Origin of the sequence: Brevundimonas nasdae (genome assembly GCF_019395145.1) — a bacterium.
Lineage (GTDB): Bacteria > Pseudomonadota > Alphaproteobacteria > Caulobacterales > Caulobacteraceae > Brevundimonas > Brevundimonas nasdae.
Genome location: NZ_CP080034.1, coordinates 2859035 through 2874728, shown reverse-complemented (window position 1 = coordinate 2874728; position 15694 = coordinate 2859035). Strand labels below are relative to the sequence as shown.

At 67.2% G+C, this 15694-nt stretch carries 17 protein-coding genes; 7 read left to right on the top strand and 10 right to left on the bottom strand.

Features of this window, described 5'->3' with window-relative positions; genetic code table 11:
- Positions 1 to 31 precede the first annotated feature (31 nt).
- The 4 genes from KWG56_RS13985 to KWG56_RS13970 form a co-directional block, all read right to left on the bottom strand.
- Positions 32 to 2194 (bottom strand): integrase, encoded by a 2163-nt coding sequence (locus KWG56_RS13985; RefSeq protein ID WP_219352625.1) that lies wholly within the window; start codon positions 2192 to 2194, stop codon positions 32 to 34.
- Positions 2191 to 3978 carry a hypothetical protein gene (locus KWG56_RS13980; RefSeq protein ID WP_219352624.1) on the bottom strand — a complete coding sequence of 596 codons (1788 nt, stop codon included), beginning with the start codon at positions 3976 to 3978 and terminating at the stop codon, positions 2191 to 2193. Before KWG56_RS13980 ends, KWG56_RS13985 begins: the two co-directional genes overlap by 4 nt.
- On the bottom strand, positions 3975 to 5324 hold the full coding sequence (locus tag KWG56_RS13975; RefSeq protein WP_219352623.1) for a tyrosine-type recombinase/integrase: 1350 nt from the start codon (positions 5322 to 5324) through the stop codon (positions 3975 to 3977). The genes KWG56_RS13980 and KWG56_RS13975 overlap by 4 nt, the downstream gene beginning before the upstream one ends.
- 157 nt (positions 5325 to 5481) lie before the next feature.
- Positions 5482 to 6237 carry an ArdC family protein gene (locus KWG56_RS13970; RefSeq protein WP_219352622.1) on the bottom strand — a complete coding sequence of 252 codons (756 nt, stop codon included), beginning with the start codon at positions 6235 to 6237 and terminating at the stop codon, positions 5482 to 5484.
- A 227-nt stretch (positions 6238 to 6464) separates the two neighbouring features.
- Here KWG56_RS13970 and KWG56_RS13965 point away from each other — a divergent pair, with 227 nt between their 5' ends.
- The 4 genes from KWG56_RS13965 to KWG56_RS13950 all read left to right on the top strand — a co-directional run bounded on the left by KWG56_RS13965 (position 6465) and on the right by KWG56_RS13950 (position 8517).
- Complete coding sequence (locus tag KWG56_RS13965) at positions 6465 to 6893, top strand: hypothetical protein (protein WP_153923440.1); 429 nt, start codon at positions 6465 to 6467, stop codon at positions 6891 to 6893.
- On the top strand, positions 6890 to 7483 hold the full coding sequence (locus tag KWG56_RS13960) for a hypothetical protein (protein ID WP_153923439.1): 594 nt from the start codon (positions 6890 to 6892) through the stop codon (positions 7481 to 7483). The genes KWG56_RS13965 and KWG56_RS13960 overlap by 4 nt, the downstream gene beginning before the upstream one ends.
- Positions 7484 to 7744: 261 nt before the next feature.
- Complete coding sequence (locus tag KWG56_RS13955) at positions 7745 to 7939, top strand: hypothetical protein (protein ID WP_219352621.1); 195 nt, start codon at positions 7745 to 7747, stop codon at positions 7937 to 7939.
- Entirely contained in the window at positions 7939 to 8517 is a 579-nt protein-coding gene (locus KWG56_RS13950; RefSeq protein ID WP_153923437.1) for a thermonuclease family protein, read from the top strand. The genes KWG56_RS13955 and KWG56_RS13950 overlap by 1 nt, the downstream gene beginning before the upstream one ends.
- Before the next feature lie 2 nt (positions 8518 to 8519).
- On the opposite strand, the gene KWG56_RS13945 is transcribed toward KWG56_RS13950, so the two are convergent.
- The 6 genes from KWG56_RS13945 to KWG56_RS13920 all read right to left on the bottom strand — a co-directional run bounded on the left by KWG56_RS13945 (position 8520) and on the right by KWG56_RS13920 (position 11465).
- Complete coding sequence (locus KWG56_RS13945) at positions 8520 to 8798, bottom strand: hypothetical protein (protein WP_153923436.1); 279 nt, start codon at positions 8796 to 8798, stop codon at positions 8520 to 8522.
- A 25-nt stretch (positions 8799 to 8823) separates the two neighbouring features.
- Complete coding sequence (locus KWG56_RS13940) at positions 8824 to 9039, bottom strand: hypothetical protein (RefSeq protein WP_153923435.1); 216 nt, start codon at positions 9037 to 9039, stop codon at positions 8824 to 8826.
- Positions 9036 to 9434: a hypothetical protein gene (locus tag KWG56_RS13935; RefSeq protein ID WP_153923434.1), complete on the bottom strand. Its 399-nt coding sequence runs from the start codon at positions 9432 to 9434 to the stop codon at positions 9036 to 9038. Before KWG56_RS13935 ends, KWG56_RS13940 begins: the two co-directional genes overlap by 4 nt.
- Positions 9431 to 10195, bottom strand: coding sequence for a nucleotide-binding protein (locus KWG56_RS13930; protein WP_153923433.1), 765 nt, complete (start codon positions 10193 to 10195; stop codon positions 9431 to 9433). The genes KWG56_RS13935 and KWG56_RS13930 overlap by 4 nt, the downstream gene beginning before the upstream one ends.
- 265 nt (positions 10196 to 10460) lie before the next feature.
- Positions 10461 to 11135: a hypothetical protein gene (locus KWG56_RS13925; RefSeq protein ID WP_153923432.1), complete on the bottom strand. Its 675-nt coding sequence runs from the start codon at positions 11133 to 11135 to the stop codon at positions 10461 to 10463.
- Positions 11136 to 11195: 60 nt separating this feature from the next.
- On the bottom strand, positions 11196 to 11465 hold the full coding sequence (locus KWG56_RS13920; RefSeq protein WP_219352620.1) for a hypothetical protein: 270 nt from the start codon (positions 11463 to 11465) through the stop codon (positions 11196 to 11198).
- A 3-nt stretch (positions 11466 to 11468) separates the two neighbouring features.
- Here KWG56_RS13920 and KWG56_RS13915 point away from each other — a divergent pair, with 3 nt between their 5' ends.
- The 3 genes from KWG56_RS13915 to traN are packed head-to-tail and all read left to right on the top strand — an operon-like array spanning position 11469 to position 15667.
- A complete protein-coding gene (locus tag KWG56_RS13915; protein WP_219352619.1) occupies positions 11469 to 11624 on the top strand; it encodes a TraU family protein in 156 nt (51 codons plus the stop codon).
- 11 nt (positions 11625 to 11635) lie between these two features.
- On the top strand, positions 11636 to 12484 hold the full coding sequence (gene trbC, locus KWG56_RS13910) for a type-F conjugative transfer system pilin assembly protein TrbC (protein ID WP_153923409.1): 849 nt from the start codon (positions 11636 to 11638) through the stop codon (positions 12482 to 12484).
- 24 nt (positions 12485 to 12508) lie between these two features.
- Positions 12509 to 15667, top strand: a complete 3159-nt coding sequence (gene traN, locus KWG56_RS13905; RefSeq protein ID WP_219352618.1) for a conjugal transfer protein TraN — start codon at positions 12509 to 12511, stop codon at positions 15665 to 15667.
- Positions 15668 to 15694: the final 27 nt, after the last annotated feature.

Here is a 15694-nt window from a genome sequence, read left to right as displayed (position 1 = left end):
GGCGCAGGACTCCGCCAACAGCCGGGGTGGTCTACGGCGCGGGAGGGTCGATCCCGGCAATCACCGCGGTCAGGCGATCAAGCTCGCGCTGGAGCGCCTGACGCTGGAGGTCGGAGATGCGCCGTTCGCGTAAGTGCGCCCGGGCATCGGCCGCCGCACGTTCCCAGGCAGGTCTGTGGCGGGCGGTGATGCAGGCGTTGGGGCAGCGGGTCGGTTCGCACAGGGCGGTAAGCGGCTGCGCGGGATCGGGGGTCGTCACGCGCTTGAGGCAGAGCGCGGTCGCGGGATCGAAGAAGCAATCCGCGAGCGGGCCGACATGGAAGGTGCGCGCGACGCTGGCGAGCATGACGCGCAGGCGGGCCCGATCGGCGATCATGGCGGGCAGTGGCCCGAGCTTAACGGCGGCATCGTCGAGGGTCCGCGCGATGCGTGGTCCCGCCGGTCCGCCGAGTGATGCGCCGCCCTGCCGCCGGTCGAAATAGTCCAGCAGATCGTCAATCTGACCGAGCCGGCGCTGCGCCTCGACCTCTGCGCGAAACCCCGATCCACTGGTCCCGGCATAGCCCTCGAAAGCGGCGACCGAGGCATGCTTGTACTGGATCATGCCGGCGATGGTGCCGAACGGACGGTTGGCGATGTGCCACGCGATGGTGCGCCGGAACTGCCGCGTCGTGATGCGCCACGGCTTGCCATCGGGGCCGGGTGGGATGACCGGCGCATCGGGGCTGCCGAAGACGGTGTTGAGGTGGTCGCGGAAGGCGTTGAGCTGGCGGACCACCTCGCTCGACAGATGCGTCTTGGTGACAGCGCGGGGACGAAGCACCGGCCAGAGCGTGTCGCTTCCAGTCTTCCGTGCCGCGTGTTCCGACAGCCGTTCGAGCACCGTGATCGCCTCGGCCACCGGTTCGATCGTCACCCAGCTCGCCGACTCACCGGCGCTCGATCGGCGCTTGTAGAGGGTCGATCGGACGCGTTGCCGCTCGATCAGGCCGTCTTCGCTGCGCGCGATCGAGAGGCAGCCGCGCCGCATCGCCTGGACCTCGCAGTCGCGCATGCCGGTCAGATAGGCGCATACGATATAGGCGGCGGCCTGCAGCATCCGCTCCTCGATCGCTAGGGTCTTCACGTCGAAGCGGGCACGCCATGGCCGACCGCTCTCGGGAGCGATCGAGATCGGCGTGTCCATGCCGCCGACCTCGGTACCAAGCGATGCAACCGCTTCGCGAATGACATCCGGTGCGCCGGTAGTGAGCATGAGATGCATGGCCGGCTCGGCGACGGCATCGATGCCGGCATGCAAATGGAGGAGATGGGCGTTGATCGGCGGGGTTGCATCCCCGGTGAGGGGATCGATGCGCGTGGCGCCGTTGTGTGCCGTCGTCCAGATGGGCACGCCGCGTCCTTGCCGGGCTCGGCGCGCGAGATAGCGCTCGAGGCGCGCGCGCTGCCGCAGGCGGCGCTCTGCATCAGGCAGTCCGCGTTCGGCGGCGAGCAGCCGAGCGCGGACTGCCTCGAGCCGATCGAGCGCGACCCGAGCCGCCAGAATATCGGTCGCGAAGGTCGTGACATAGCGCAGCGACCAGGCGAGCAGCGGCGTGACAATCTCCTCCGGCATGCGTGGGGTGCGGTTCTCGCGCACATGCCGATATCCGGCGACGCGCGCAGCCGCTTGCCCGGCCCACGGCTCGAACCCGAGACCGCCTCCAGGCAGGTGATCCCGGAGATGGTAGAGATCGGTGACCACCTGCAAGAGCTGGCCGACGATGACGGGGCGCCGCGCTGAATCATCCCGCAGGTGGCGCCCATAAGCGTCGATCAGCGCCTGATCGATGCGGCCCAGGTCGAGCCGCCCAAGCCGCTCGCGCGCGAAGGCGAAGAACCGGCGAGCCCGGTTGAATGCCTGTCGGATGCTGGCGGGCGGCAGCTTCGGGTGGTAGCCGGGAAGACCGACGTTGAGGCGGGCGTAGAGATAGGCGCGCATTGCCGCCTGCACATCGGCATGTTCGAGCACGTCGAAATGCACGGTGACGTGGCAGCGCCGAGCGTTCTCGCGGAAGACGGCGGGACCGAGATCCCAGGTCGGGTCGCCGACGTGCGACAGCTCCTCGCGGGCATGGCCCGCCTTGAGCGGCGCGCTCGCCAGCACAGGGCGATCGTCGAACGCGGGCACGAGGGCATGGACGGGCGTGGTCATGCGCGTGCCTCCGGCGGCAGATAGAGCCGTTCGCTCCCCATCTGCCGGCGCGCTTCGGCGATAACGGCATCGGAGAAGACCGGCAGGACCTGGACCGTGATCCGGGTGTGGACGCGGCCGAACTTGGCGGCCCAGTCGCTCGCCGGCAGGCTGCATCGCTGCTCTTCGACGAACGCGAGAAAGGCGAGGATCGCGGGGAGCTTGCGCGCGGTGATGACGGCGTTGGGACAATCGAGGCAGCCCCAGAAGGGCTGCGCGCAGGGCGAACCGGGCTCGGCGAAAGGACTGCTATGGAAGCCCGCGCAGGCGGCGAGCCAGACATCCTGTTCGCCGTCGAGCACCGGACCCACCGTATCAGCCGACATCAGCGACGCGACCTGTTCGGGCGCTTCGCGCAGCGCCTGCTCGGCGGTGGGTGGAAGCACGGTCGGCATCGCCGCAGCGACCGCTGCGCGGAAGGCATCGGCGACGGCCGCCTCGTGCAACGGCCGGAGCGACGGCAGATCGGCATAGTGGCGCGCCGCAACCTCGCGGGTGTGACCGACCGCGAAGCGGGCCATATGCCCCTCGGTCTTGGTGTACCATAACGCCTTGTGGGTCTTGCGCAGCCGGGAAAGCAGCAGATGGAGCGGCTTCCCATCATCGCCGGCGATACCATGGCGACGAGCCCAGGCGGCGAGTTGGAACTTGGGATCGACGATGCCGGCGCGAAGGCCGCCAACGTTGTGATAGAGCCAGAGGCAATCGTCGGTCAGATGCTCGCGTGCGACGGCGGTGACGTCGATCAGGCGACGCATGAGGCCGCCGGGTGTGCCGCTACCACCATCGCGGACCCGCATGCTCTTGTGCTCGGCACCGCGGGCGCGGCGCTTCAGATAGCGCAGCTCCACCGTGCCGGCATGCGGGTTGGTGAGACAATCCACGGTCAGCGTCTTCAGGCACTCCGGCTCGAGGCCGGTATCGAGCGTGAGCAGCACGAGCAGCGCCGGCAGATCGCGCGCGAGCAGATGATGGCGGCCATGCAGGTCGTCGATGAGCGTGCTGATCGGCAATCCGCGCCGCATGCGCATGAAATAGAGGCGCTTCAGCGCGGGCTGGTCTGCGACGATAAAGCCCTGCCGCGCGATGATCGCTTCGACATCGGCGCGCGCCCTGGCGACGACAGGGTCGCCCTCATCAGTGCGGTCGTCGGCGCCGAGGCGGCGAAGCATCGCTTCGATATCGGCCCTCGCGGCGTCGCGCAGCGCGCGGGCGACGAAGGGGCTATAGGCATCGCGCGGGGTCGAGCGGCCCGCCGAAGTGGCCAGCGTGTAGCGCAGCCGCTCATGCAGGTCGGGCGCGATCCGATCGGGCCGGTCTGCCTCGATCGCGCGCAGCGTGTTGATGACCTTGCCGACCGTTATGTGCCGGTGGATCGCGCCCATCCCACGCCGTTCGAGCGCGGACGCAAAGCCATCGATATGGACTGCGCGCAGGTCGTTGACGCCGGTCACCTCCGGCGCATCATAGCCAAGCCAGGCGAAGAAGTGGCGATAGACCTGAACATACTGCTTGATGACGCTGGCCGCACCGATGGGGCCGCCGAGCGCCGCCGATCGACGCAGCGCACCGGCGAAAGCGATGGCGAGTGGGCGAGGATCGAGCCCGGTCATATCGACTAGGACCGTTCCGCCATGCCGCGCCTCGATGGTGAACTTGAGGCCGAGCACAGGATCGGGCTGCGATCGCTCCGGCGTGATCGGCGCAAAGGCGACAGGCCGGCCCTTGCGGGGACGCCCGCTCATACGCCTTGCGGCCCCGGCAGTAACGCCAGCAGCTCCTCGACGGCCGCGTCCACCGTATCGGCGCGGGTCGCGATATGGTCGAGGTAGATATAGGTGGTGGTGAGGCTGGCGTGGCCAAGCAGGCGTTGCACCTGTTGCAGCGGGTCGCCCAGGATCAGCCGATAGCTCTCCACCGGCCCCACCGGCAATGCCGCTTCGCGCAGCCGCTGCTGGATCAGCAAGGCGAGCATATGGACTGCGAAGGCGTGGCGAAGCTGGTGCGGGCTGATCGACAGCGGGAAGCCGTTCTGTGCGCACCGCTTGCAGGCGCGGGTGAAGATCACCTCCCACGAGTTGGGGCGGACAGGCTGGCCGACCTCGGTCAGCCATAGCGCCGCCGGCTCGCGGGGCGTTCCATCCTCGTCGCACAGGATCAGGCGGCATCGTTCCTCCGGGGTGCAGATATCGCGCATGCGGTCGAGACCGGCGCGGGTGACAGGGATCGGTCGGTCGAAGCTGGCCGCACCGTCGCGCGCGGCGAACTTGGCCACGCCCGCGGCGCGCTCGACCGCGACATAGGCGGCGATCTGACGAAGCAGCCGGCGTGGGACCAGAACGCTGCGTCCGCGGTCGCCCTTGGTGAGCGGCGGCGGAAGGGGCAACCAAAGTTGTTGGACGTCACCGTCCTCGCGGTCGATCGCCGCGAGCTCGACGGTGAGCAAGACCGACGCCTCTTCGAGGCGCAGGCCGGTGGTGACGAGAAGATCCGCGAACAGCGCGTTGCGCAGCCCATTACGGTCGCGAGCGCCGGGGCGCTCCGTGCCGTCAGGGGTGAGCCCGCGCAGGCCGACCTCGCGGAAAATGCGGTAGTCGTCCATCGTGACGAACCGGACATCCGATCGCCTGGCGACACGTTCATAGGCATCGTTGCGCGCCGCGATCATGCCGCGACGGCCACCTTGCGCCGGTCGCCACACGGCGCGGCGGCTGAACGGCGCGTCGGCGATCAACCCTTGCTGCTCGCCCCAACGGTAAAGGCGATCGAGGCTGGCGACGGCGCGGTTCCAGCTTGCCGCCGTTATCCGGTGATCGGCATCGTCGCGGCGTCGCTCACGATGATAGGCGTCGACATCGTCGCGGGTCGCAGCCCACACGGTCTTGCCGCAGGCATCGAGAAAACGAAGCCAGACTACGACATCATAGGCGTAGGCGCGAAGCGAGTGCCGCGAGCGGACGCCCGACAGCGGCAGGTCGAGAAAGAAGCGATCCAGATCGGGATCGTAGAGCGCGTCGTCGCGCTGGATCAGCGGCACATGCGCATCGAGGCCCCTGGCCTCGCGACGCTCGCAAACAGTAATGATCGACACCGGCGCGAAGCCCTCCCCCCGGACCCCCCACCCGGAAGCTGACCTTCACACCGATGCGCGCTATGGCCCGGCAGCTATCAGGCTGGCCTCCGCCAGCTCTTGGGTCAGCGCTACGGCCAGCCTGATTACTGCCTACCGTGGGCGTCCATCGCCGACCTTACTGCAATGTTGCGGACGGCGCAGACTGTCCAGATAAAGCCACCAGCTCCTCGCGGGCGTAAGCGGGATCGCCGAATTTGGAGCCGAACGTGCGGTCTTGCCGGTGCTTGGCGCCGGTCCAGTGGATCAGCTCATGCGCGGCCGTGGCGTAGGCCTGCTCGATGTCGCGGAACAGGTGGCGTTCGGGGAGGCGGATGTGGTCCGGGCCCGGGGCGTAGTAGGCCTGATCGCCGGACCAGCTGATCTGGGCGCCGGTTGCGGCGAGGAACTCTTCGACCGAGGCGATGCGGGCCTGTTCGGCGGCCGCATCGGGTTCCTGGGCGGGGACCGGTGTGGGGTAGAACTCGGCGTCAAGGCCGTCGATCTGTTCGACGTTGAAGACGGGATAGCCCTTCAGGAAACGGAAGCTGCGGGCGTCTGCGTCGCCGGCGGACGGATCGGGTTCTCCCTTGGCCTGGGACTGGCCGTAATAGACGACGAGGGTGGACTTCTCGCCCGCGCGGACCTGCCCGCCGAGGGCGGCGGCCTGGCGGTAGGTCATCCATCGGGAGCCGGAGTAGCCCTCCGTGGCTCCGCGAAGCCAGAGCATGACGACATTGATGCCCTGATAGGGCTCGCCGTTGGCGCGCAACGGCAGTGCGACGGATCCGCCGGCCTTGGACGCCCACGGCTTGGTCCAGGGCCGAACGCCCTGTTCCAGCTGCTCGATGATGCTGGCGGTGATCCGGTCGGCGGGACTCTTGCGATCCTTCATTTGGAAGCCTCCTCGCGCGCGGGGCCGATCCCCGGGCGACCCGAAACCAATCGGGCGGGCTCCGAGCGGGGGACGCATCCGCAGGACCGCAGCGCAGCGGAGGACGGCGAAGCCGTTGCGGCCGCCGCGGCCCGCCCTTCGATTTTCGGGGAGCGCTGCCCGGGGCCGGCTCGCGGCCGGGGCGAAACAGATCTGATCACACAGGAGAGACCGACTTGGAGAACCCAATGATCTTCGATGATGAGGAGCTGGGGCTCTGCCAGCCCTGGTATGACAAGCTTTCGGGGCTAATCGTCGAGCCGACGCACGTCGTGACGGGAGACGACATCGCCAAGGCCATCCGGCTGGGCCATGCGTTCATCATGGAGTTTGTCCGGAGGGCGTCGTTCCACGGGATGACCCCGGAACATCTGCTGCGCTTGCCGTCGGCGCTGGGTGCGTCGGACGGCGGTCTTGTGTTCGCCTGGCGTGAAGGGACTACGGTTCTGGGGTTCCTGCAGGCGGGCGTCATCGCGCGCGGGCCCCTGGGTCACAGGGTGGTGCATCTGCTCGAGGCGGATGGCTCGATCCGCGAGATCCTCGGCCGCGCGAAACAAGAAGCGCTCGATGCGTTCGACCTGGAACGGGAAGCGGTTCACCGGAGCGTGGCCGCATGACCGGCTATCTGATCGATGCGGCCTATGTCTGGCTGGAGAATGAACGGCCCCACTGCAGGACGATGCGGGACCTGCGTCTGCCGTGTGGGGGCAAGGTAGACCTCGCGGTGATCGAGGATGGCCGGATCTGCGGGATCTTCTTCTGGAACGCGGCCTCCGATCGGAGCGCCCTGGTCCATCTGGTGACGGCCGCCAAGGCGTATCTGGCGGAAATCTGGGTTCTCTCGACGCCGGCGGCCGTGGGTGAGCTGCGAGGCTGCCTGCCCCTTCATGTGGGCTTCCGGGTGGCGAAGCCCGGTATTGTGCCGGCGCTGGCGATGCCGGCGACGATCGGCAAGCCGGGCGTGTCCGATCTGCTCAGCCTTCTGCACATCTACGAACTGCGGCAACTGGCGGCGACCCTCGACGTCTCGCCGTCGACGACAGCGGTCGGCGCGGCCGGCCAGCTGGCGTTCGGCAAGCTCAGGTTCATGGAGATGATCTGCGAGGTTCTCCTCGAGCGCGGACCCATGCCGCTTCCGACGAAGCTCGAGATACTCCGCGCCTCGCGCCCGAGATCCGTCGCTTTGCCCCCGGTGTGGGGCGGCTGATGTTCGGAAAGAGACAGCTGCAGGCCGAAGGCGATGCCGGGCCCTGGGGAAGCCGCTCAGGGCGCGATCACCTGGGTTGGCGGCGGATCATTCCGCCGAGGGTCAGGGCGGGCCTGGTGGGCCAGTCAGGGGCCATTCAGCGCCTTTCCCGATTCCTGTTGCGGGTGGCGCTGATCTCTGGCGCAGCGGTGATCGTCCCCCCGCTCCTGGGCGCCTCCACGGTCCTGACGCTGGCGTGCCTGTCGTTTTTTTTCCGCCGGCGTGTTGGGCTACCTCAGCTGGATCCACGACGCCATTGAAGGGCGCCAGCGCAGCGCGGCGTCCAAGCGCCGCAAGCGCATCGTCTGGTTCGCGGCCGCGACATGGATGGTGGGGGTCCTGCTGACCGCCCTCGTCGTCCTTCCAACGCCTGAAGCCCGCTCCCCTGCCCTGCCTGAAATCACCGAGACCCGATAATGCGCAATCTCCCCGTCGTCTTCTGGGCCGCCACGATCGCGGTCGGCTTCTCCATCGCCCTGGCCAGCGCCGCGGCCGCTACGGAAAGGCGCGCGACCTATGTCGGCCGGGCCCGCGTCGTCGACGGCGACACCTTGGCGATCGGCAATGATCGGCTACGGCTGTGGGGCGTGGACGCGCCCGAGATCCGGCAACAGTGCCTGCGCAATGGCCAGGCGTTCCTGTGCGGAGAGCATGTCGCCGAGGCGCTCCGGACCTACATCGGGCGCGACCAGGTGCGTTGCGACTACCGCGACTGGAACCCGGCCCGGGCGCTGAACCATGAGGACCGGGCCGTCGTGCGCTGCACGGTGCGGGGCGTGGATCTGGCGGACTGGCTGACGTCCAGAGGGCTGGCCGTTCCCTTCTTCGTGGGAAACTACCGCAGCAGCGCCATGCGGGCCTGTGAGGCGCGTCTGGGCCTCTGGGCGGGCTCCTTCGCCCGCCCGAGCGCCTATCGCCGGCAGGGCGACTTCACGAGCGACGTCATGGGCGTGGAAACGCGGCGGCCCTGCGGCCGGTCTCTCAACCGACTTTAGGGCTATCCGGCATGTGGGGTTGATGCGCGGGTCATTAGCAGCGCCGTGCCCTTGGACGTGAGCTTCCAACCAGCGCCTCCACGGGGGCCAGGACAGTTCTCAACAAGCCCACTGGCTTCGTAATCCCACATCCGCGCAAATGCGGCTTCCGTCGCGGAGGCGCGATTTACGAGAGGGCTACGGGCGCAAAGATTGTTCGCGACCTTGGCCGCCGATAACCGGCTGTCCAGGTCGTCGCCAAAGAGATTGTGCAGTTCGGCAGCGATGCGCCGCTTGTCCATCACTACCTCCGACCGGGACAGCCGGTTATGCCGGCCGAGACTGGACCGGTTCACCCTCGCGGTTGAGCCGGTCGATGATGGCCTGAAGGCCGCGCGTGTCCATTCGGGCGTAGCGTCCGCCGTCAGTAGCGATTTCCTGAAGCTGTTCGTCGGTGAAACCGCCCGGAAACTGCCAGGCCGCGAGGGCGGCCAGAACCTCAGACAGTTCGTGGTCGTTGAGCTGGTGAAGGCGGTCCCTCACTGCTCAGGCCCTTCGAGCGCGTCCAAGGCGGCCTTCAGCACTTCCCACGCCCTGACGCCCCGTTCGTGCTCGATCTTCTTGAACCGCACGATAAGGCTCGCCGGGGCCATCATGTTCAGCTGGGCGCGAGGTTCGTCGGGGACATCGGGCCGGCCTATCAGATCGCTGATCTTGACCTTTCCGGGAGGGTTGGCCCTCCCCTGCCCCGCGCGGCGCGGCGATGCAGGTTTGCCGCGCGACTGAAACCCGGCCGCGTCGGCGACTTCCCGGGCGGCCTCGGCCGCAGGCCTGTCGATCGGCGCCCCTGGCGAGCGCGTGAAATCCGACAGATCGAGGCCCTTGCGCTCCTCGCCGATCGCCTCGAATCCGAATGCGTCGCTGGACTTGGTCATCATGCGGCTTTCTGTGCGGCGGGCTGGCGGAGGATTTCGATGATTTCTTCCGCGAAGGCGGCGGCATTGCTGCGCGCCTGCGGCAGACCGCCCACCTGGTCGGGGGTCAACTCGCTCAGCAGGGCATCGTGTTTGAACATGCCCCGGAAAGCAGGCCGGTCGGCCAGGGAGACGTCCATCAACGGCAAGGCGTTCTCCAGGAGCGACTTGCGGATGTCCCGTTCGTCGCGGGTCATGACGGCGCCGGGGTTCGCCCGGGTGATGACGATCCGGTGCGGGATGGCTTTGCTGGAGATCCGTTCCGTCTGATTGATCTGCCGGATGGTGCGAGCGACCTGATTGGCGTCCAACGTCGTGGGCGCGAACGGCACAAGAACCAGATGGGCTTGGGAGATGACCTGGGCGAGCCATTGGTTCGGGCTCCCCTCCGGATCGGCAATGACGAAGGTTCCCCAGCCCTGCGCGGCCTGAAGCCAGTCAAGGACGGCCTCGTCATCATTGTCCGTGGTGATGACCAGCAGCTTGCTGTCGCCGGCTGCTTCGCGGATCGCGACGGCGGCGTCGGCCGCGCTGCCCACTCGAGTCTTTGGTCCGTCGATAACCGGCGCGCCCCGGCGTTCGGCCCAGCGCGCCAGCGGACGGTTCGGATCGCCTTCCAGGAGCGCCACGTGGGCTCCTGCGGCGAGAAGCTCCGAGGTCAGGGTCAAAGCGGCCGTGGTCTTTCCACTGCCGCCCTTGGTGTTGGCGAAGATGATGTTCGGCATGAGGCTCCCTCCCGAGCGTCCGGTGAGCACGGACGCGCCGTGGCATCCGGAGACCCTACACCACACGGCCCCCACGGACAAGACGGACACCACGGACGCGACGGAAGTCACGGAGGTGACGGATAACCCGGAGGGCACGGACGGCCCGGAGGGCACGGCAAACAACGGAGAACACGGACCACACGGCGGGCGACGGATGGCACGGACAACCCCGGAGGCCACGGACCAGTCTAGACAGGTCTAGAGTGGTCTAGAGTGGTCTAGGCTAGGCAGAAGCCCTGACGCGAATCCCGTCGCCCTCATCGTCAACCAAGACCACGTCAGTGCCAAGGGGATCGTGAACCTCGTTGGCGCCGAGGTCCGAGATAGGCGGGACGATCGAGGAAGGGGTTGCCGATGCGGCCGGAACGGTCGTCTTGCCCGGGCGAGCGGACTTGGAGACGGGCGGAGCCGGCGTAAAACGGATGTCGAACGTCCAGCGCTCGTCGAGCGGCCTGATCCGGATGACGCCAGCGGCAAGCGCGGCGGCGTTGGAGCGCCGAAGCGCCGCCAGGGAGCGATACAGGCGACCGGAGGGACCAAAGGTCTCGCCAGCGGCTGTACGGGCGTCCGGTGGCCCTTCCGGACCGGTAGGAGGGCAGGAGAGGGCGGCCAGGGCCTGTTTAGGCGTCATAGCGCGGGGCAGGGCAGGGCGCGGCCGCCAAAAGGACACTGAGACCACCCAACCCCCCATGACAGGAACGCGGCGGGCGAATTCGGCTACGCCGAGGCGCGCGGCGTCTTGATCGAAGCCTTCAAGCGTCGGCCACGGGCCCGAGAGGTATTCGCTGGCGAACTCGACGGGCCGCCCGCCAAGAACCCGACTGGCGTCCTGCGCGGTCGCAGCTCGCCGCGCATGGCTGTCGAAGTCGGCAAAGGTCTCTACGACGGGGAAGGTCATGGTCACGCCCTCGAATACTTGGACGCCAGTGTGACGTCCGGAGGTTGAATCTTAGTGAAGTCAGTCCGGTGTGGATACGCGGACGAGACGTTTCCAGCTGGCCCAGAGATTGACGGTCACAAGAGGATCGTTGAGGCGCGCGACCAGGCCGAGCAGGTAGGCCCGCCGGTTGCGGACGTCCGCCGTAAACTCGGCCAAAAGCGCCGCCACAGCGAAGGCAACTCCGGCGTCGCCGGCGGAATGGCGGCGGATCTCTTCCTTCGTCAGCCCAACACGGCTCGCGGCGGACTGCCCGTAGGCCACCACAAGGGCCTCGTCGGTCGGGAACATGGGATGGCGCGTGAAGGGGAAGTCCTTCTGGGCGAGGATATCGGGCAGGGCGATGATGATGTCGCCTACGAGAGCGGGAAGACCATCCCGATCAAGGGTGAGGACTACGGCTTCCTCGTTTGGCGCAAGCGGAACTGCTGCGTCACCGTCATTCCATAAGGGGCAGGACCATGCTCGATTCCATCTTACCGTCGTTCTCCGGCACGCTGGCGTGCTGGGCCGGTTTCATAGGCGTCCTGGCGGCCGCCATCACCTTCCTGTGCCTCGGTTTCCGTAACCAGTGGGTCGCCTTCTCCATGGCGGGCTCGCTGCTGGCCGGCGGGGCCGTGATGTGGGCTTCCACCCCGGCGTGGGCACAGGACCCGGGCGCGCTCGGAGCGGCCGCCCGTGAACTGATCGACCAGGCCGAGGCCCGCGGGCGCTCGGCCGAGGAGGCGCTTCAGGGCTGGGCCACTCAGGTCCAGGAGCGGGGGCAGGAGTATCGGCAGGAGGCCGAGACCCTCGCCGCGACGAACCGTCAGAACCTGCAGCGTGGGATGACGATGCTGAAGAATGATCCGTTCTTCGGCGATGCCGCCGAGATCGCTTCAGCGCAGCCCGAGGAGGAGGGAGCGCTCTACATCGCCGTGTCTCTGACGATGCCGAAGCCCGCACTGCGGCAGCTGGCGCTCGATGCGAACAAGGCCGGGGCCAAAGTCGTCATTCGCGGTCTGGTGAATGGGTCTTTTGAGCAAACGTTAGTTGCTGCGAAAGAGATTTTCGACGAGAATAGCATCGGCGGCGTGGCGATCGAGCCTCAGGTCTTTCGGGCCTTTGGTGTCGAACGCGTACCGACGTTTATTGCAGCCAAGGCTCCGGTCCAACCGTGTGACCAGGGCGTCGACTGCGATAGCGTGGCAACCCCTCACGACCGCCTCGCGGGGAATATCAGCCTCGCGGAAGCTCTGCGCCTGTTGGCCCAGGGCGGTGACCAAGCGCCCGACGTCGCGAGAGCGGCTTTGGCCCGGTTAGAGGGGTGATGGACTGTGTCCTATCGAGGTCTGTTGAAGCAGGCGCGTAGCGCCGTAGTAATCGCGTGCGGCGTCGCCCTTATGGGCGGCGTCCTGCCTGTTTTCGCTCAGACCACGACGTCGGGCGACGGGGGAGCGGGCGGGTTCGCCGGCAGCAATCCACCCCCGCCGCTCGGCGACCCCGGCCAGGTCGTGCCCGGCGCCGGGGGAGATACGACCGGCTGGTCTGGCTACAGCAGCGATCCCAACCGGCTGATCAGCGCCGGCGAGGCCAATGCGCCCGGCAACGAATACCTGCAGGTCATTGGCGGCGGCTCCGTGAACGCCGCCCGCTATGATCTGTCGAACAACGACGACTGGCTGAAGCGGTCGCTGGATTTGCTCGGTGATCCGGGCAACGAGGTTGGGGACCTGACAGGGGACGCGAATACGTCGTGCCAGCAGGAGACGACGCAGGTCACGCACGAGGAGAAAAGCCTCTACACCTGTGAGACCGCGACGCCGGTAACGAACCAGCCTCAGAGCTGCACGCGGATCTACAAGCCGGAATTCGACACGGACTACGTCTACCAGTGTCAGGCCGGTAACCAGTGGCGGTCTGAAACCCGGACCTGTGAGCCTGAGCGCGTCGTCACGGTCGACGAGGATTATGTCTACTCCTGCAAGACCGGGACGGTGTGGACGCACACGCCCGCGAGCTGCCAGCGGCGGCGCATCGTCGTGGTGGACGAGGACTATCAGTATGGCTGCGTTCAGACGTGGAACGGATCGACCCATGCCCCGAACGCCGCCTGTACGGCGAACGGTCAACCGGGATGCGTGGCCTCCGGCGGGCGCGTCTGCGCTGCGCCTTCGGGCCTGCCGTCCAGCTATGTCTGTCAGCAAGGCTATGCGGGGACTTCGGTCGATAAATTCTGCGATGTGAACCAGGTCGTGGAGATCTTTCCGACCGGGACCTTTGACGGTGAATCCTGGCGCGCGGTGACGACGGCGGCCGATGTAGCGGCCTACTCCGGGTGCACGATCAGCAACTACCGCAAGGAAGGCACGATCTGGAAATTCTCGGCCAACTGCCCCAACGGCCTCAACATCTCGGACATGAACAAGATCCTGGGCGACAGCTTCGGTCGGACCGGGTGGAGCTCCAGATCGACCAATCCCCACTGGCTCAAATTCTACGTCAAAACGGCGGGGCCGGGCAGAGACCAAGGCGTCAAAACCAACAACACCTGCGCGCCGCTTGAGGCCGACACGACCTGCCGGATGACCGGCGATGTCTGCACCGAGCCCGCCGGCAGTCGCATGATTGATGGGACGTCGGTCTATCGCGAATGCTGGAAGTATGCGCGGCGCTACACCTGCGGAAGCCGGACGGACTACGCGGGCTGCGCCGCCCCGGCCGGTATGGCGCTGACGGGTGAGCGATGCCTCGCCACCGATGCCGGCGGGACCTGCACAGGTTCGGAGCGCACCTACACCGACCCCTCGGGCGGCTGCGCCCGCTTCGAACAAGGGTTCCGCTGCGAGGACCAGGTCCCGGGCGCGGGGACGCCGAGCCAAGTCATCCGCGACGTCGTCTCCGACACCTGGGACAACGGCTGCAACGCCCTCGCCGGGAATGGCGCCTGCGTGAAGCAGGGCGAGGTGGTCATCGAAGGCAGCCAGACCCGGACGATCAATGGGCTGCAGGTGACGCGGAACCCGTGGACCGTCAGGGAAGACTACATCTGCTCGTCGTCCTCGACGGTGAACAGCTGCACGCCGTTCGTCGGCTGCGTTCAGCAGTCTCAGACGTGTGCATCGCAGGACAGGGCCGGAAACTGCACGGCCTATGACCGGACCTATCGGTGCGAGAACCCCGCCAACGGCGGGGGAACGCCTATCGAGACGCCGCGGGAGGTAGTCGGGGAATACTGGACCGACCCATGCGCCACGAACCGCAATGACCCGGCGTGCCGGCTGACGTCGAACGTGGTCGTCATCGGCAATGAGACGCGGGTGATCAATGGCCTGTCGGTGACACGTAATCCGTGGAAACGGCGCGAGTCCTGGACCTGTGATCGTGCGACGGCCGTCAACACCTGTGCGCCGGTGGCCAGCTGTCAGCTGATCGGGCAAAGCTGCGCCGGCACGGCGCCGGACGGCTCCTGCTCGCTGCAGCTGAACCGCTATCGCTGCGAGAACCCGGTGCCGAACGAGCCCGTGGTCGAGACGCCGATCGACTGGACGGGTGGCGGTATGCACGACAACGCCTGCCCCTCCCGGGGCAACGGCGCTTGCACGCTAACCAGCACGACCTGCTCGCAGCCGGGCGAAACCCGCATCGGGCCAAATGGCGTGCCCGTCACGCCGCCGTGCTGGGAAGAGACGGACACCTACACCTGCGAAACGATGGGCGAGCCCGGGAACAACTGCTCGCCGCCCTCCGGCTGCGAGATGAAGGAACAGGTCTGCCTCGACGATGTGCCCGCCGCCCAATGCCGGGCGTGGGAGAACGTCTACGAATGCAAGAAGGAAGTGGTCACCGAAGAAACCCGGAATTCATGCCAGACGCGGGTCTGCATCGGAAACATGTGCGTCGGGAACGAAGATGAGGGCGACACCGACATGCCGGACGCCCTGGCCGCGCTTCTGATCGCTCAGATGGCGGGCGAGGACTACGAAAAGGACCTGACGATCTTCAAAGGCCAGCCGATGCGGTGCCGCAAGGCCGTCCTCGGCTTCCGCAACTGCTGCAAGGACAGCGGTTGGGGCGTCGATCTAGGCCTGACGCAGTGTTCTGAGGAAGAGAAGACCCTCATGACGCGTCAGGAGGCGAAGGCGACCCATTATGTCGGGACATACTGCTCTCAGAAGTCGTTCTTCGGGATCTGCACCGAGAAGGCCATGCGCTACTGCGCCTTCGAAGGGACGCTAGCGAAGATCGTCCACCAGGCGGGCCGCCCGCAAATCGGCAAGGGTTGGGGCACGCCGAAAGACGCCGACTGCTCCGGGTTCACGGTCGAACAGTTCCAGCAACTGGACCTGTCGAACGTCGACTTCTCCGAGTTCACGGCGGGCCTGATGGATCAGATCTCGACGCCCGACGCCGGCGGCACTGTCGGCCGGATTCAGCAGAGCATCGAAAGCCTGATGGGCAACGGCTCGCCCGGGCCCGGCGAAACCAACGAAGCGGGCGGGGGCCAGCCGTGAGCGTCCGCCAATCTCCCCACAACCAGG

Bases quoted from the DNA above. Each gene is read 5' to 3' on its own strand.
- KWG56_RS13920 (WP_219352620.1), bottom strand. From the start codon at position 11,465: ATGTTCCCGACCGACGAGGCCCTTGTGGTGGCCTACGGGCAGTCCGCC.
- KWG56_RS13960 (WP_153923439.1), top strand. From the start codon at position 6,890: ATGACCGGCTATCTGATCGATGCGGCCTATGTCTGGCTGGAGAATGAA.
- KWG56_RS13930 (WP_153923433.1), bottom strand. From the start codon at position 10,195: ATGCCGAACATCATCTTCGCCAACACCAAGGGCGGCAGTGGAAAGACC.
- trbC (WP_153923409.1), top strand. From the start codon at position 11,636: ATGCTCGATTCCATCTTACCGTCGTTCTCCGGCACGCTGGCGTGCTGG.
- KWG56_RS13925 (WP_153923432.1), bottom strand. From the start codon at position 11,135: ATGACCTTCCCCGTCGTAGAGACCTTTGCCGACTTCGACAGCCATGCG.
- KWG56_RS13945 (WP_153923436.1), bottom strand. From the start codon at position 8,798: ATGGACAAGCGGCGCATCGCTGCCGAACTGCACAATCTCTTTGGCGAC.
- KWG56_RS13965 (WP_153923440.1), top strand. From the start codon at position 6,465: ATGATCTTCGATGATGAGGAGCTGGGGCTCTGCCAGCCCTGGTATGAC.
- KWG56_RS13985 (WP_219352625.1), bottom strand. From the start codon at position 2,194: ATGACCACGCCCGTCCATGCCCTCGTGCCCGCGTTCGACGATCGCCCT.
- KWG56_RS13915 (WP_219352619.1), top strand. From the start codon at position 11,469: ATGGCGCGTGAAGGGGAAGTCCTTCTGGGCGAGGATATCGGGCAGGGC.
- KWG56_RS13980 (WP_219352624.1), bottom strand. From the start codon at position 3,978: ATGAGCGGGCGTCCCCGCAAGGGCCGGCCTGTCGCCTTTGCGCCGATC.
- KWG56_RS13935 (WP_153923434.1), bottom strand. From the start codon at position 9,434: ATGATGACCAAGTCCAGCGACGCATTCGGATTCGAGGCGATCGGCGAG.
- KWG56_RS13950 (WP_153923437.1), top strand. From the start codon at position 7,939: ATGCGCAATCTCCCCGTCGTCTTCTGGGCCGCCACGATCGCGGTCGGC.
- KWG56_RS13970 (WP_219352622.1), bottom strand. From the start codon at position 6,237: ATGAAGGATCGCAAGAGTCCCGCCGACCGGATCACCGCCAGCATCATC.